Annotated in this window: 15 protein-coding genes; 5 read left to right on the top strand and 10 right to left on the bottom strand. The window is 46.6% G+C overall.

Going from position 1 to position 16,280, the window contains the following annotated elements; translation table 11 throughout:
• Positions 1–137: 137 nt before the first annotated feature.
• A complete protein-coding gene (locus QUA04_RS01115; protein ID WP_333252961.1) occupies positions 138–1,451 on the top strand; it encodes a dihydroorotase in 1,314 nt (437 codons plus the stop codon).
• Positions 1,452–1,584: 133 nt separating this feature from the next.
• A complete protein-coding gene (locus QUA04_RS01110) occupies positions 1,585–2,340 on the top strand; it encodes a 4'-phosphopantetheinyl transferase superfamily protein (RefSeq protein ID WP_333252959.1) in 756 nt (251 codons plus the stop codon).
• Positions 2,341–2,746: 406 nt separating this feature from the next.
• Here the strand turns inward: QUA04_RS01110 and QUA04_RS01105 are convergent, their stop codons facing one another.
• Both QUA04_RS01105 and QUA04_RS01100 read right to left on the bottom strand, forming a co-directional pair.
• Positions 2,747–3,487, bottom strand: coding sequence for a response regulator transcription factor (locus tag QUA04_RS01105; protein WP_333252957.1), 741 nt, complete (start codon positions 3,485–3,487; stop codon positions 2,747–2,749).
• A gap of 114 nt (positions 3,488–3,601) precedes the next feature.
• The gene (locus QUA04_RS01100; protein WP_333252955.1) at positions 3,602–3,760 is read right to left on the bottom strand and encodes a hypothetical protein; all 159 of its coding nucleotides are present in this window, start codon (positions 3,758–3,760) and stop codon (positions 3,602–3,604) included.
• Between the two features lie 262 nt (positions 3,761–4,022).
• Between QUA04_RS01100 and QUA04_RS01095 the strand changes: the two genes are divergently transcribed.
• Positions 4,023–4,769, top strand: a complete 747-nt coding sequence (locus tag QUA04_RS01095; protein WP_333252953.1) for a creatininase family protein — start codon at positions 4,023–4,025, stop codon at positions 4,767–4,769.
• 154 nt (positions 4,770–4,923) lie between these two features.
• On the opposite strand, the gene ndk is transcribed toward QUA04_RS01095, so the two are convergent.
• Positions 4,924–5,373: a nucleoside-diphosphate kinase gene (gene ndk, locus QUA04_RS01090; RefSeq protein WP_333252950.1), complete on the bottom strand. Its 450-nt coding sequence runs from the start codon at positions 5,371–5,373 to the stop codon at positions 4,924–4,926.
• Between the two features lie 639 nt (positions 5,374–6,012).
• Between ndk and QUA04_RS01085 the strand changes: the two genes are divergently transcribed.
• Complete coding sequence (locus QUA04_RS01085; protein ID WP_333252948.1) at positions 6,013–6,771, top strand: hypothetical protein; 759 nt, start codon at positions 6,013–6,015, stop codon at positions 6,769–6,771.
• 1 nt (position 6,772) lies between these two features.
• On the opposite strand, the gene proB is transcribed toward QUA04_RS01085, so the two are convergent.
• The 7 genes from proB to QUA04_RS01050 all read right to left on the bottom strand — a co-directional run bounded on the left by proB (position 6,773) and on the right by QUA04_RS01050 (position 14,338).
• Complete coding sequence (proB, locus tag QUA04_RS01080; RefSeq protein ID WP_333252946.1) at positions 6,773–7,924, bottom strand: glutamate 5-kinase; 1,152 nt, start codon at positions 7,922–7,924, stop codon at positions 6,773–6,775.
• A 71-nt stretch (positions 7,925–7,995) separates the two neighbouring features.
• On the bottom strand, positions 7,996–8,517 hold the full coding sequence (locus QUA04_RS01075) for a YqeG family HAD IIIA-type phosphatase (protein WP_333252944.1): 522 nt from the start codon (positions 8,515–8,517) through the stop codon (positions 7,996–7,998).
• Positions 8,518–8,659: 142 nt separating this feature from the next.
• Positions 8,660–9,784, bottom strand: coding sequence for an endolytic transglycosylase MltG (gene mltG, locus QUA04_RS01070; protein WP_333252942.1), 1,125 nt, complete (start codon positions 9,782–9,784; stop codon positions 8,660–8,662).
• Positions 9,785–10,031: 247 nt separating this feature from the next.
• The gene (locus tag QUA04_RS01065; protein WP_333252940.1) at positions 10,032–10,610 is read right to left on the bottom strand and encodes a DUF3727 domain-containing protein; all 579 of its coding nucleotides are present in this window, start codon (positions 10,608–10,610) and stop codon (positions 10,032–10,034) included.
• A 313-nt stretch (positions 10,611–10,923) separates the two neighbouring features.
• Complete coding sequence (gene ruvX, locus QUA04_RS01060) at positions 10,924–11,385, bottom strand: Holliday junction resolvase RuvX (RefSeq protein WP_333252938.1); 462 nt, start codon at positions 11,383–11,385, stop codon at positions 10,924–10,926.
• Positions 11,386–11,633: 248 nt separating this feature from the next.
• Positions 11,634–12,965, bottom strand: a complete 1,332-nt coding sequence (locus QUA04_RS01055; protein ID WP_333252936.1) for a GNAT family N-acetyltransferase — start codon at positions 12,963–12,965, stop codon at positions 11,634–11,636.
• A gap of 191 nt (positions 12,966–13,156) precedes the next feature.
• Complete coding sequence (locus tag QUA04_RS01050; protein ID WP_333253096.1) at positions 13,157–14,338, bottom strand: F420-0:Gamma-glutamyl ligase; 1,182 nt, start codon at positions 14,336–14,338, stop codon at positions 13,157–13,159.
• A gap of 836 nt (positions 14,339–15,174) precedes the next feature.
• Between QUA04_RS01050 and QUA04_RS01045 the strand changes: the two genes are divergently transcribed.
• Positions 15,175–16,280 (top strand): hypothetical protein (locus QUA04_RS01045; RefSeq protein WP_333252934.1); only part of this gene is annotated, 1,106 nt, incomplete at its 3' end.

The following is a 16,280-nucleotide window of genomic DNA, read 5'->3' as shown; positions in this document are numbered from 1 at the left end:
TTGATAACAACCGCGCCCGACGCTTAGGAAGTTCTTAATTCCTGAAACTAATGCGGTGGATTGCTTCTTCCTTCTTCCTGACATCCGTTACATCCGTTACATAATCCGTTGCCGAACTTCCTTCTTCCTTCTGTTATATGAGCCGCGAACTGCTACAAAATGTACGAGTGCTAGATCCAGTTTCAGGGAGCGATCGCATCGCTGATATTCTGATTGCTGAAGGTAATATCAAAGCAGTTGAGGAAAAAATTGCTGAGTTTCCCGCTGACACGGAAGTGCGGGATTGCCAGGGACTGATTTTGGGGCCGGGGTTAACTGATATCTACAGTCACAGCGGAGAACCGGGTTTTGAGGATCGGGAAACCCTGGAATCCTTGATACAGGCTGCGGCGGCTGGCGGTTTTACGCGGCTGGCGATTTTGCCGGATACGTCGCCGCCTGTTGACAATTTGGCCGGTTTAGCTTTGTTGCAGCAACATATCCGCAATTTGTCGCCGGGGCTGCCCCGCTTGTATGTTTGGGGCGCGCTGACAGCGGGCGTTAAAGGGCAGCAGATGGCCGAGTTGGGCGAGCTGGCCTCCTATGCAGTGGTAGGTTTTGCGGACGGTTTGCCACTTTCTAATCCGGCTCTGGTGAGGCGTTTGCTGGAGTATATCAAGCCTTTGGGCAAGTCTGTGGCTTTGTGGCCGTGCGATCGAACTTTGGCAGGAAAGGGCGCGGCGCGGGAGGGTGCGGTGTCGGTGCGGTTGGGTTTACCAGGAATTCCGGCGAGTGCGGAAACTTCGGCTTTGGCGGCAATCCTGGAGTTGGTGGCATCTGCGGGCACTCCGGTACACATTATGCGCGTTTCTACAGCGCGCAGCGTGGAATTGATTCGAGATGCGAAGGCGCGGGGTTTGCCGGTGACTGCGAGTGTGACTTGGATGCACTTGCTGTTGAATGTCGGGGCAATTTCAGGAAACTCTAAAGATTCCAGCGGCAGAAATGCTCTGACTGCTTCGTTGGCCTACGATCCGAATTTACACCTAGAACCGCCGTTGGGCAATCTCAGCGACCAATTAGCGTTGATTCAAGCTGTGAAAGATGGCGTAATTGATGCGATCGCGATCGACCACAAGTCGCATACTTATGAGGAGAAAACTGTGGCTTTTGCTGATAGTCCCCCCGGGGCGATCGGCTTGGAATTAGCTTTGCCTTTACTGTGGCACGGACTAGTAGAAACTGGCGAGTTTTCGGCTTTGGAACTGTGGCGAGTTTTGAGTACCAGGCCGGCCGTTTGTCTGGGGCAAACGCCCGCCACGGTTGCAGCGGGAGTCTCTGCTGAGCTGATTTTGTTCGACCCGGATATGAGTTGGACTGTTGACGGGCAAAGTCTGAAGTCGCGATCGGCAAATACGCCTTGGTTGGGACAGCAATTAGCAGGAAAAGTTGTACAAACCTGGATTAATTGATTCTTGCGATTGAAATTCATCTGTTGTAGAACAGGCATCTTGCCTGTTTCTCAAAGTAGAACAAAAGTAGAACAGGCATCTTGCCTGTTTCTGGGACTGCTGCATGAGGTGACTCATAAGACAAGATAAATACATGATTGCTGCTTTTGATTCGTGGAATTCCCCACCGCTAGACTTGACATTGGAGCAGGGCGAAATTCATGTTTGGCGCGTCTCTCTGGCTCAAACAGAATCTTGCTTGCAGAGTTTACAAGAGACTCTCTCTACCGACGAGCGGACAAAAGCGGAGGGTTTTCACTTTCCAAAAGATCGATCGCAATTTATTGTAAGTCGTGGCGCGCTGAGAGCAATTCTGAGTCGCTATCTTAACATAAATTCTCACATTTTGCGCTTTGACTACAATCCCTACGGCAAACCTTCTCTCATCGCCGCCCAAGGTGGAAATACGCTCCGTTTCAATTTGTCTCACTCAGGGAACATGGCTCTAATTGCGATTACCAAAAATCGAGATATTGGTGTCGATATTGAAGGCATAAATCCCAAATTTCCTAGCCTAGAAATTGCTGAAAAGTTTTTTTCACCCTTAGAACACTCTGTGTTGCGTTCGCTCCCAGAACATCTCCAACCCCGCGCTTTTTTTACCTGCTGGACTCGCAAAGAAGCCTACATTAAAGCAGTCGGGAAAGGACTTTCTATTCCCCTGAATCAGTTTGATGTCAGCCTCGCACCAGGAGAACCAGCAGCGCTGTTAAATGTTGAAGAAAACCCCGAAGAAGCATCGAGATGGTCTTTAATTGAATTAATTCCCAGTTCAGATATGGTGGCGGCTGTTGCGGTTGCAGGAGATTGCTGGAAACTTCATTGTTGGGAGTGGACAGCGGAGTTTTGATTTATACTGAGATGTTGCAGCATTCTCAATAAGCTGTTCTACATTTAAATTGTCTGTTAAAAAACAATCAATGTCTTGTGGGGTGGGCGTCCCGCCCGCCCTGAATATACAATTTAAATGCGCGACAGCTTAAGCTTTTTATGAACAGGCAAGATGCCTGTTCCACAAGAAAATTCACTCTTTGTGGAACAGGCATCTTGCCTGTTAAGCGAGAATGTTGCAAGATGTGAGTTTATACCGATCGCCAAAGGTAAAAGATAACGGCAACGGTCGCTACAATAGGTCTACTGGTTGAGCCTTCAAGCTCTTGCATTGCAAACCCTACATAGACCAATCAGGACACAACAATGTTGTGTCCCTACGTTTATTCGACTGCAACTTGCCACCCTACAACTGATTTAAAAATTCAACCAAATCGATAGCCGAAGCCGCGTACCGTAATGATATATTCCGGTTGGCCCGGATCTATTTCCAACTTTTCGCGTAGCCAGCGGATGTGAACGTCAACTGTTTTGCTGTCTCCGATAAAATCTTGACCCCAAATTTTTTCCAGCAACTGATCGCGAGACCAAACTCGCCGGGGATAACTCATAAATAGTTCTAGTAAGCGAAACTGTTTAGGAGAAAATTTCACTTCCAGACCGCGAACCAACACCCGGCACTCTTCAGGATACAGACTTATGCTCTTATATTGCAGCATCCTCGGTTCCGGTAACCTACCCAGACGCTGGCGTCGCATCAGCGCCCGACACCTAGCGATAAACTCCCGCATTCCAAAAGGCTTTGTCAGATAATCATCCGATCCGGCTTCTAGGTAAAAAGCGCAATTGTTGGCACTTCCTCTAGCACCGATAATCAAAATAGGGACCGGATTTCCTTGATGCCGTAACATTCGACACAGATCCAAACCGTTAATTGAATCCATAATTAACAGGTTGAAGGCAAATTCACCGTGGTATGACGAAGAAGCCTGTACAGAAGGCAGAGCGTTGCGCCCGTCGTTAGTAACCACCACCTCGTAGCCCTGTTCTTTAAGGGCTAAAGCTAGCATTTCCCGCAACAGGTCTTCACCTTCCAATAACAAGATGCGGCCGGCTTGTCCAACAGCCAACCTTGAAGGACTTTCGCTTAATTCAGCAGAAGACATAAATATCAGTGGGAGTGATGTTTGTATGTGGCTAGCGCGAGGTACCTTCTTCAGTAGCTGAGGTACTCTCGCGCTGCGATCGCTTGTACGAAGGATCGCCATTTGTTCGATCGCTTAGAATCTTTCGCCAGCCCATCCCACAGACACGCGCTCGACCTTTGCTACTTGCTCATGCAAGGAATACAGCCGTAGAGCAGTTGCCGGAACCGCGCTGTCTGCCTGCGTCCAGGCCACAGAAGTCTGGTCATTTTTCGGGGTCGGTGTTAATTTCATAAAACATTGCCCGCTGTTAATTGACCACGTAACACCCAATCTAGAGGGATATGCTTGTTATACTACTCTTAAAAGGTTATGAAAAGGTAAAGTTTTGGCCATCAAGTGGTTAAATTATTAACGTTAAGTAATATAACGGTAAAGTTGCGATCGCACTGTAGAGCTTTTTTTAAGAATACAATAATAAGTTTGTCCAAATTCCTTTTTTTCCCTGTCGGCTACGATCGACGATAGCAAGTAAAAATTCTGTAGACTGCCTATCATGTTGCTGCATTTGAGTACCTGGGCCGAGGTAGAAGCTTATCTCGAAAGCTCCCGAGGCATAATTATCCCGATCGGCTCCACCGAACAGCATGGGCCCACCGGCTTGATCGGGACTGACGCCATTGCTGCCAAGGCGATCGCCCGCGGTGTCGGCGAAGCTGCCAATGCCTTAATCGGCCCGACAATTAATGTAGGGATGGCCTTGCACCACACCAGCTTTCCCGGCACAATCAGCCTCCGACCGCAGACGCTGATACTCGTAATCAGAGATTATATCACATCTTTGGCAAAAGCGGGATTTGAGAAATATTTCTTCATCAACGGTCACGGGGGCAACATTGCTACCATGAAAGCAGCATTTTCCGAGACTTACGCGCATTTGTCTGACTTAAATTTACCGAATGCCGATCGAATCCAGTGTCAAATCGGCAACTGGTTCATGTGCGGTTCAGTCTACAAACTAGCAAAAGAATTATACGGAAACCAAGAAGGTTCCCACGCCACCCCCAGCGAAGTCGCCTTAACCCAGTACCTTTATCCAGAAGCAATCAAGCAAGCTCCGCTTTCGGAAGAAGTCGCTTCCGGGCACAAAATTTTCGGTGCTGCTGACTTCCGCCGCCGATTTCCCGACGGCAGAATGGGTTCAAATCCGGGCTTAGCAACCCCCGAACACGGTCAGCAGTTTTACGAATTAGCAGTCAAAGAATTGACTAATAATTATCTGGAGTTTTTAAGTTCCGATTAACATTTTTTATTCTCGTTACCAGGCTCTTCCTGGTAATGAGAATAAATCTCAAGCTCTTCTATATTTTACGATTATGAGTGAGTCAGAAACATGATATTTCATCTGTCTGAGAAAGGCTATATCTCCCGATTAATCAATCGGGAGAATATCAAAACTATTCCAAAATCCAAGGAGTTAAAGAAGGTGTCCAAGCACTCAATTCTTCTTCCTTGAACCAGAGACTAATTTCCTGCTGGGCAGTTTCCACAGCATCAGAACCATGAATAATATTGCGGCCGACATTCACAGCCAAATCGCCGCGAATTGTCCCCGGTTCTGAATTCAGAGGATTTGTTGCGCCAATCATTTTCCTCGCCGAGGCCACAACGCCGTCGCCTTCCCACACCATCGCCACAATCGGCCCGGAAGTGATGAAGTCTACTAGCCCCGCAAAAAAGGGTCTTTCTTTGTGTACGCCATAATGCTGTTCGGCAAGTTCGCGACTCGCCGTCATTAGCTTCATACCAACTAGCTTAAAGCCCTTGGCTTCAAAACGACCGATAATTTCGCCGACGAGTCCGCGCTGTACGCCGTCGGGCTTAATCGCTAAAAAAGTCCGTTCCAAGATTAACTCCTATAATTGTGTTAACTGATCCAAAAGATAGAGTAACTCAGAACGCACCTAAAGGCAATTCTGAGAATGGGAAATTGTCATTTGGAGACTTATGGTCGCAGGAAGAAGAAAGAAGGAATAAGAAGAGGGAAGAGAAAAGAGGGAATAACCAATAAAAGCAAGGGTTAAAGAAACCGGGTTTCTCATAAAAATTTTTGTTGAGCAGCTATGAATCTCCGAAGAAACCTGGTTTCGAGACTCCTATGCGTCTAGGACTGATTTGCAGGGAGCATCGCGATTTTGTAAACAGCATTTTTTAGCAGTTCGAGCAGAATGCTCATTTGCCTATATTAAGTTAATCTGCCTTTAAATTACCTGTAAACAAATAATTACACTCTTGTGGGGCCGCTTTGAGCAAGGCCCGAAATATGCAATTTAAATGTAGAACATTTTATCTATAGGGAACAAGATGATCGAACTTCTGGGACAATATGATACAAGTCACAATTTCCTGTGACTGCAAACACTCTTACCTATGATATAAAATACAAATATGTATGATAATAAACACAATAATTTAGGCTCGAAAATATAGATAATTAACAGAGATATGAAGACTATCTTGACAACAACGATTCAGGCGAAAAAAGTATGAAATCCATTGTAGCATTCATTGAACACAAAAAGCAAGAGTTTGCAAAATTGCCATTGTTTGACTTTCTAGCCAAGAAACACATTCACGCGAATCAACGACTAATTTTTGCACCTGTACTGGCTCCTTTGGCTGTGGGATTGAGCGATTTAAATAAATATGTATTGCGAGAATCTTCTAGTAATAGCAAAGTTCAGGAACTAATTAATAAATATACTTATAAAAAAAACTATTACTGGCACGACTATCTAGAATACCTAGAGGAACTAGGCTTAAACCAATTAATGAGTTACGGCGACTTCAGACTGCTTTGGGGTGAAGAAACTAAAAAAACTCGATCGCTCTGTTCAGTGCTTGAACGCTACGCTTGGAAAGCCTCTCCCATTGAGAAACTGGTGTTAGTGGAAGTCCTCGAAGGAACGGCAAAAGTTTTTTTTGAAGCGGCGCTTGCAGTGGTAATGGAATTACAGCAAGTTACCGAAAAAGAATATGTTTATTTTGGAGGAGGTTATGGGGGTTTAGACAATTATCACCTTTTAAACACGCCAGAGATGTTGGAAGTTTTAGCAGAGATCAAACTTACTAATGCGGAATGCCAAGCAGCTTTAGAATTAGCACAAAATGTATTTGAACTGTTTACAGAAGCGATGAACGAGCTGTTCCGACACAGCCAAACACATTCTTGCAAGACTGTGCTGCAAATATCCTCAATTTCTGCCTTCGCTCATTGCCCGATCGACTGTCTCGATATTTGTTAGTTTAAACAATCACTAAATTATCTCGGTGTACCGCCGTTTCTACGCCTGCATAGCCTAAAATCTCAGCAATTTTCTCTGACTTGCAGCCCTGGATTTGTCTCAATTCTAAACTGCTATAATTCACAAGTCCTCTAGCAATTTGCTTACCGGCTGCGTCGCACAACTGCACGGAATCATCAGCTTGAAATTCTCCTTCTACTTGAGCAATACCCGCCGCTAAAAGCGATTTTCCCCCGTGGGAAATTGCCTTGACAGCACCCGCATCTAAATATAGTTTTCCTGCCGGAATTAGCACGTTAGCTATCCAGTGTTTGCGAGCGTTTACAGGGCGCGGTTGAGGCTCGAATTGAGTGCCGATCGACTCTCCGTTAAGTATTTTCTCGATATTACCAGGAAAGCAGCCGTCAGTGATCACTGTCCGCACTCCCGATGCAGTTGCTATTCTCGCCGCTTCTATTTTGGTCACCATACCGCCGGTTCCCCAACCACTGCGGGAATCTCCTGTTTGCACCTGAAATTCTGTTAGCTGTGCCATACTTTGGACTAGGGTGATCGGCTGGGCGTCGGGATTGCTGCGCGGATCGGCGGAATACAGCCGATCGACATCTGTGAGCACAAACAACCAATCTGCTTCTACCAAACTCGCCACCAGCGCCGAAAGCGTGTCGTTATCGCCAAATTTGAGCTCGTCTACCGCTACTGTATCGTTTTCATTGACGATCGGAATCACGCCCAACCTGAGCAGTTGCCCAAAAGTATTGCAGGCGTTAACATAACCATTACGCTGCACTAAATCACCCCTGGTGAGCAATACTTGAGCGATCGGCTGTTGCAAAGTAGTAAACAAGTCATCGTACACCCGCATCAGCCGCCCTTGGCCCACAGCCGCCACCGCCTGTTTCAGAGCAATGTTTCGCGGGCGTTCCGTCAAACCCAAGCGCGCGCAGCCAACCCCAACCGCACCCGAAGAAACCAAAACTACTCGATGACCTTGCTGCCGCAAATCAGCTAAAATTTCGACCAATGCAGCAATAGTTGAAAGAGCTAAGTTTCCTGTAGTCGATCGAGTCAGAGTCGAAGTTCCTATTTTAACAACAATAGTTTTAGTCTGTTGTTTGTTGACTGTTGACTGTTGACTGTTGTCTGTTGCCATTAGTTACCAATTCCCCCTAATTACCAATTCCCAATGCCCCATGCCCCATGCCCAATTCCCGATGCCCATTTTTAATCTTTAATTTTCAGAGAAGCCCCCAAAGCTTGAGAAACCCAAACTTCAAAAGAGCGCACCGGATACTTGCGAAGCGCATACCCAGCATCTACCATTGGTTCCACTAAAATAGTGAACATACCCAAACGATTGCCTGCTAAAACATCAGTAAAAAGCCGATCGCCCACCATCGCCACTTGTTCCACAGGCAAATTCATCGCATTAATAGCCTTTCGCAACTTGCGGCGCGACGGCTTAGCCGCACCCGTAATGTATGGTAGATTCAAAGACTCAGCAATCCGACCGATCCGAGTTTGACTTAAATTATTGCTTGCCAACCATAGCGATACTACGGGTTTAATTTCTTCCACCCACAGGGTGAGTTCAGGAGAAGCATTCATTGCTGTAATGGGAACGAGAGTTTCGTCCACATCCAAAACTAATCCTTTAATATTATATTGGTGAAGAATATCAACCGTTAATTTCATGACTGAATCGCCTAGAACTAAGTCAGGCTGTAGTATTTTACCCCAAGTCATAATGATTTTAGATTTTAGGTTTTAGATTGAGAAATAAGAAATTGGAAGTTAAAAATTAAAAAAGTAAAAAATCAAAAGTGAATAATTATTGCTTGTCCTTTGTTACTTTTGACTTTTTACTTTTTTATTAGTCATTGCCAATCTATGGATTCGATCGCACTTGTCGGTCAACTTTAGCAATCGCAGCATCGTGTTCCGCCTGCGTGCGGCTAAAAATGTGAGTGCCGTCGTATCGAGCCATAAAATACAGATATTCTGTCTTTTCCGGAGTCACAGCCGCTTCCAGACTTGCTATTCCCGGAGATGCGATCGGAGTTGGGGGTAGCCCTGGATTTATATAAGTATTGTAAGGAGAAGGCGTTTCTACTTGCTTAAAAGTCAGAGGCTTTTCCTTAGTTTGCCTAATGCCGAGGGCGTATTCAACTGTCGGGTCAGAACCCAAGGGCATACCCTTTTTCAGACGGTTGTTGAACACTCCAGAAATGCGGTTCCGCTCGGAAGCAACCACAGCTTCTTTTTCTACAATACTCGCCAAAGTCACCCATTCTTTGAGAGAAAGCTTCGTATTATTCTGATTTTTTTGATATATCGGCAAAGCTGTCTGCTCGAAACGGGTGAGCATTTGTGTGATCGCAGCTTGAGGAGTAATTCTATCGCCGTCTAGCTGATAAGTATCCGGGTACAAAAAACCTTCCAAATGAGGCAATCCGCTCGGCAGCCAAGGGTATTGAGCGTAAGGAATTTGACTCGCGGCCGCCATAAACTCCTTAGCGGGGAAAAAACCTTGCGCTTCAAAATAAGCGCTCATTTGTTGCAGCGACCATCCTTCTGGAATCGTGAAACTCTGCTGTACGACTTCGCCCTTCCAAATTTTGTCAGCAACTGCACTCAGAGGCTGAGTCGGCGACAGTTGGTAAGTTCCTGCTTGAAAACCTCCCTCGCGATTTTGCATAGTCAGCCAGCGGGCCCACATATTCCATGCCGAGCTCGATCGAATCAACCCCGCAGCCTCTAAATCCCGCCCGATTTTTTGACTGGGAGTACCCTCCGGGATTTGGATCAAAACAGCAGCATCCTCTGGCGGATTCCCCGATGAGGATGTGATTTTAGGCGGCGCCGAAGCCCAGCTCCACCAAGCCCAGCCCTGCCAAGCGCAAACCCCCCAGATTGCCGGCAACAACGCCAGATAAAACAACCATTTAGAGACTTGCGGAGTTCCTTTTCGGCCCTCGCGCGCGCTGCCTTTTGTCATTTGTTCTTTATTCATAGTCCGTTGTCCTGGATAAGCGGCGGTTAACTAGCGACTAATGACTGATGACCTGCGATTGATGACCGAAAAGTTACGAATACAAGCCTTTTAAAAGACCCAATTCACGCGGCCCCATTCAAAAGCCCGATCGCGAAGGCAGAAGCAGCCATCTCGAAAAAGTTTAATCGGGCGAGCAGTTTACTTTTTTATAAAATAGTAAAAAATTCTGCTTTTTGCCATCAGGCCTTGTGCCTGCAATTAATATCTAATCAAGCTCGTCAAAGAACTGGTCTTCCAGCATAGGTAACATCGGTTCCAGCCTTTGGAACTCTTCTTCCGAGAGCAATTCTGGCTTGCCGTCGTCATTCATTCTAGCCAAGATAAAGAACGGGTCTAGAGGCGTATAAATCGCATATTCCTGTTCTTCGTAATAGAAGCTGGTCAGCCACATCAGTTCCTCAAACTCGGACTCCTCATCTGGATCGACATCGGATGCCATATCCTCTTCGGGAAATTCCGGCAATTCGCCAACGACAGTCAGCGTCACCGCCGTGCGTCGGAGTGTCAAGTTCTGCTCTTGCAGAACAACTTTAGCGGTATCAAAAATTTTGTCAATTTCGGTTTCGTCTTCTACAGGAATTGCTGCTTCGTCGTTATCGTCTCCGTGCCAGGTAAAAATTTCTACTGGCGAGTCAATTGGAAGCAGCAAAGCGTATTCTTGACCTTCTAGGTTCATAGAATATTCTATGTTGCAAGTCAGCGATCGCCCAACTTCATCCGTCAGGGTGACGGACTCTTCGTTGGAATTGCCATTCTCTTTTTTGCGGTATGGGGATGAGGACATCGCGTGTATCTTAGTTTTCCGTCAATAATTCAGTAACGTTGGCTTGACAATTGGGAATTTTCGTGGCGATATTCTGGCTAAGTGGGCGATCGCCAGTCCACAAGCTTAAACCGCGAGACTCGCTGCCTTTTTCACAGGCGAGGAGTGCAGCGTTTAAATCTCAGTCGAGTCAGCAACCGACACTGAGGACAAATCACGATTTTGTGCTTCTTCACTACCGAGGGTACAGCAGAATTTTCTCCAGTTTGTCAAGGGTTACAGGTGTGCGTAGCAAACTTGCACAACCAGGATATCACGCCTCTGTTACAAGCTATCAAGGATTGGGAAGGGCGGAGATTTTTTGCCTCCGCTCGTCTAGCCACTGCTGCAAAATCAGGGCCGCTGCTTTGCGATCAATCGAACCCTTATTATTTTGCGACGGCGAAATCCCTGAAGCTTTCATCAATTCCTCTGCCTCAACCGAAGTCAGGCGCTCGTCCACGTACTCTAGGGGGAGCTCTAAGGCTGCGGCGATGCGATTCGCATATTTCTGCACCTGTCGGGCTTGAGCACCCAATTCTCCGCTCAGGGAGTAGGGCAAGCCTGCCACCAAAATTTCCACTCTCCGCTCTCGCACGAGTTCTCGGAGATAAGCTACGTCTCGCTCGAAGGACGATCGTACCAGTGTTGTAATGCCCGTAGCTATTAAACCAGTGCCGTCACACCCGGCGATGCCGACTCGTTTGAGACCGATATCTAATCCCAGAGCTGAAATCCATAATTTATCGTTGGACATTATCAATCAATTTTAGATTTTAGATTTTATATTTTAGATTTACTTACTTTGTTACCGGACTTTTTTTAACGAACCGCGAAGACGCGAAGAAAGAAGAGAAGAAATCAAGAAGAAAATAGGTAATCTTAAGTTGATATCAATCTAAAGCAGAAGAAATATTTGGGAAAGATGACAGAAAAAAAGTAATTTATTGGATAATTAATTCTCTTTTTTTCTGCCTTCTACCTTTTACCTTCTGCTTTCACTTATTAAGAATTGAGTTCTCCCGGCCAGCCACCGTCAAGAGGCAACTCTGGCAGATTTAAAGGCAAAATGCTGCTGCCATCAGTTGCTGCTGATTCGGAATTCGGGAAGTTCAAGGGGTTAACTTGATTCGTTTGGCTGTTTCCTGAGTCAGTCAAGAGCGGTTTTATCTCCGAGGATGCGGGCCCTGCTGCTGCTTCCCCAGCCATCGGGCCGAGCCAGGACATCCGGCCCGGTACGGGTTTGCGAGTTGGCTGGAAGCTTTGCAGCATTTCTGATAGCTGGAGTCCTTCGAGAGAGACCAACTTGGACTCGCGCAATTTGTGCCACACCGATCGAGACATCAGCAAACTGTGTTCCACGCGCACTGCTCCACATTGCTCTAAATAAGCTTCGCGTTCCGGCTGATAGTCAGCGGAAGCCAGTTGCAGGCTTTGAACTGGGAAATCTTGAACAAGGCGCGCCATCTGGGACAGCAGTTCTGGGTAAAGCCAAGTGTAGGCCGGGTGTACAGTCAACTGGGCGACGTGCGGTTGCTGGCCGTTGCGAGATAGCTGCACCTGAAAATAGCCGATCGCGGCTTTGCGCTGCGGTTCAAACACGTAGCCGCTGACTACCTCGGTTTTGCCCAGCCACTGTCTGACACCTTCGACTAAAGCGCCCAAAAAACTGGTTTTGAAATCTTGAAGGTGGCGATCGAATACTTGGCGCACCAGCGGCGGCATAGACGCCGTATCCAGTTGGTAGAGCAACTGAGCGTCTGCGTTGCTGACGGGCAGCAGGTTGGGCAAATCTGGCGTCGAGGAAGCCATTTCTTGCAGGCGTTCTGGGGCGATCGTCCAGTAAGTCATCTGGGCCAAAGGCTGAAACCCGTTTTGCCGATACAAAGCCAAGGAAGTTTTGTCGCCGACATTCACTTCCAACAGCCACGTCCGCGCCTCCCAGACTGCCTCAAAGCAGTACCGCAGCAGCATGGAACCAATTCCTTTGCTGCGGGCTTCCGGGTCTACTCCTATGCGATCGATCCGCCAAGTGCTGCGGGTGCGGTTGAAAGGAGAAATCTGAATTATGCCCTTAACGCTCCCCTCTTCTTCGGCAACGTGGGCACGGAACAGGGACTGACAAGGGTTGGGAAACAAGCTAAAAATCTTTAGTAGTCCGTACCAGCGACGAATCTGCTGCAACTTTCTACCTAGTACCACGTCGCAGCTTCCGCCCTTGCTGTTTTCTGGCTCTTCGGCTGTTTCCGCGCACAGTTGTTCCATCACCTCGATGTCGCGATACTGAAACGGGCGAATCACAACCTGGTTTTGGTTTTGGGAGGGAAATGAAGTCATAGCATAAAAGTGGAGAATGGAAATTTAAAAATAAAAATTCAGAAAGGGGAAGAGTTAGAGAAGTTTTGAGTTGTGAATGGGTAAATTTTGAGTTCAAAACTTATAACTTTTGATTCTTCTCCCTTTCTTGCGCGATCGAAAATTAAAAATTTCAAATCATCTTTTTGAATTTTTAATTTTCTGTTTTCAACTCAAGATTTTTGTGGCAGAGGTCGGATTACAACGACCGGTGTGCGCTCGTCACCATTCCCGGCGGGGTTGCTTCGCAAGGCTTGCTCTAAGAATGTTACCGATAAATCGGAGGTCGCTGCTAATATCTTAACTGCTTTCAAGTCATTAGCGTCTACGATCGCCGCGGCAAGTCCGGTTTCTCGTTGAATTTCTTCTACAACTTGCTGGGGATTGTCCGGGCCTAGGACAATAAATTGGTCGAAGGGAGGCAAAGTCCCGGTAACGTCGTCGATCAGCCTGGCTTGTTCCCCTGCTAGTTGGTAAAAGACTCCCGGTTTGCCAAATATTTTGGCCACAGCGCCGATCGCAAAAGCTGTTACTACGCGCCAAGGGCCGACTACATCAACCAACGTCTGCATTCCGCAAGCCGTGGCCAAACTCGACGTGGGCAAGAAAAACAAACACACTCGCTTTGCCGCCCATCCGGGTTTGACTTCGCTGGGATGGCGGTAGCGTCCCTGCATCAAAGCTAGGGGAGTTTCTGCCAAGGCGACAATATCGCCTTTCTGGGCGCGCGGCAGCACGTACCGCTTGACTATTTCGACTGGATTGTCCAATTCCGCCAGTATGTGAGTGCGAATCGGCAAGACTTCTGCAACTCCGACATTTCTGGCGATGGGTACGGTGTCCGAGTTGGGAAATTGCAGGGGAACTACTACGTTACGGACTTTGGGGATGCGGCCACTTGGGCCGTAGGTGACGAAGTGTACTTGCACCCAAGCCGACTGCAATTTGGTTAAATCTTGCCCTTGAATGTCTACAGAAACTTTAATTTTCGTGGTTTTTTGGGCTTTAACAATATAGCCGAACCAGTAATCGTCTGCTCTGGCTGCTGCCTCTTTGTGGCAAGGAATCACCTTTGTCTCGGAGGTAACGCCATCCAAACTTCCGTCTGATAGCAGTTTCACCTGTGCCCGCACTTCCGGCAACATAATCTCAAAGCGCTGTGTCAGGTTGCGGAACTCCATTTCCCCCACCAAAAGATAGCGGTTGGGTTCCGAGATGGCTAAGTGCCATTCTCCGGCTGTTAGTTCTAGTTTATTTGCACTCCCAGTCCGGCGATAGTTCAACTCTAGGCCCAATCCGCCCAATGCTAGCAGCGAACCGGCTGCTGCGATTCCTGTTGCTAAAGTCTCAATCACTCTAATTACCGCCAATAATATTTTGTGTTTACTGTAGTCGATCTCTGTCACTTCGAGCGACGATCCGGTAGTAATTGAAGTTTTGGGGGTTGTTGGGGGCGATCAAACTTATGCCCAATTACACGTAAGTGCGATCGCCTCTGGTGGCTAAAGCGGTCAAGTTGCTGTTCAAAGAGCTCTCCTCGTGAGTTAGATCACTCCAAAATCTGGCGTTGCTTAATCAGGGTATGAAAAAATCAGTTGAAAATCCCGAAGCTTTGTGGATACTGGTTTCTATGACTTGCATATTTAGCCTTTCAGACCGTAAATCAGCAACGTCTACAAAACAAATCAGTTAATTAAATCATTTATTATGATATTTTTTAAATATAAAATATATTCTTATTGTTTTTAAACGTTAATTTATAATTGACAATCCACTACTTATTAAGCATTTACATTTGTAATTATAAAAGATATTTAATAAACATTTCTTAGTTGTAGATATAAATAGCTAATATCTTAATAACTCTGTATACATGAGTTATTTTCGCCCGTTGTCTGTCCATCGTCCGTTGTCTATCCATCGCTCGTTGTCTGTCAATCGTCAAAATATCTCAAATGGGTTCAAAAGAACCGCTATTGACAGGATCTTCCTTTATATCTTGCCCTTTTTGTCAAGTACGATTTATACCAAATTAGATGAGCTTACCCTGCGAGCCGCTACCGCGCTAGCGGTCAGTACCTTTAAGAATCTACTTCTTAAGTAACAGTCAAAATCTAGTTCTTAGGCAGTAGATTTTCTGATAAGTAAATAGTTAGTCTAGTGAATGTAGTAGTAATACCCAAGCATATCTATGACTGATAATAAGCAGCCTTTTAACCAGCCTGAAGCCAATCGTGACTCCCACGAAAAGAATGTTGACAATAGCGAGAACCTGCAACTTCAGGCTCAGACTAACGAAAATTCAGAATCAAAGGAAGATCAATCATCAGGCTCAGGCCTTGGTGCGAGGATAGCTGGAGCAGCAGTCGGTGGTATACTCGGTGCTCGCTCTGGAGGCATTGTTGGTGCTGTAGCAGGCTCAGTTGCTGGCGCTATGATTGGTAAAGGTACTGCTGATACTGTTAACCGTGCTGTAGATAATTTAGGGGATGCAGCACACGCTGTAGCAGACGGTATTACACACACTGTAGAAGAGCTAGGGACAGTAGTAAAGGAAACTGCTGAGGAAGTTAAACCATCTATCAAAGCTACAGCAGAAGCAGTCAAAGAGACTGTTGAGGAAACTAAGCCTTCGATTAAAGGTATAGCCGAATCTGTCAATGAGACAGTTAGGGAAGCCAAGCCTTCTGTAGTAGATGCAGTCAAGAGTGCATCCGAGGAAGTCAAACCTACGATTAGAGAAGTAAAAGATTCAGTCAAGCAGACAGTCGAAGGTGTTAAGCCTTCTATACAAAGTGCAGCGGACTCTATTAAGAGTACGGCTGATGAAGTTAAGCCTTCTGCCAAAGCTGTAGCTCAAGAAATTGAGGGGGCAACTAAGGAGTTTAGATCGACTGTAAAAGATACAGCCAAGGCAGTTGAGCCATCTATAAAAAGTGCAGCCGAATCGCTTCAGTCATCTGGCAAGAGTGCAGCCGAATCAATCAAGTCATCTGCTCAAAGCGCAGCCGAATCTGCTAAAGGTGCAGCGCAGGATGTTAAGTCATCTGCCCAAAATGCAGCCCAATCTGCTAAAGGTGCAGCGCAGGATGTTAAGCAGGATGTTAAGTCATCTGCCCAAAATGCAACCCCATATCCTCAAGGTGCAGCGCATGATTTAAAATCATCTGCCCAAAATGCAGCCGAATCTGCTAAACCTCCAGTGCCTGATTTTAGGTCCTCTGCCCAAAATGCAACCCCATATCCTCAAGGTGCAGCGCATGATTTAAAATCATCTGCCCAAAATGCAGCCGAATC

The organism is Microcoleus sp. S13_C5, assembly GCF_036700845.1.
Lineage (GTDB): Bacteria > Cyanobacteriota > Cyanobacteriia > Cyanobacteriales > Microcoleaceae > Microcoleus.
This window is presented reverse-complemented; position numbering and strand designations above follow the sequence as displayed.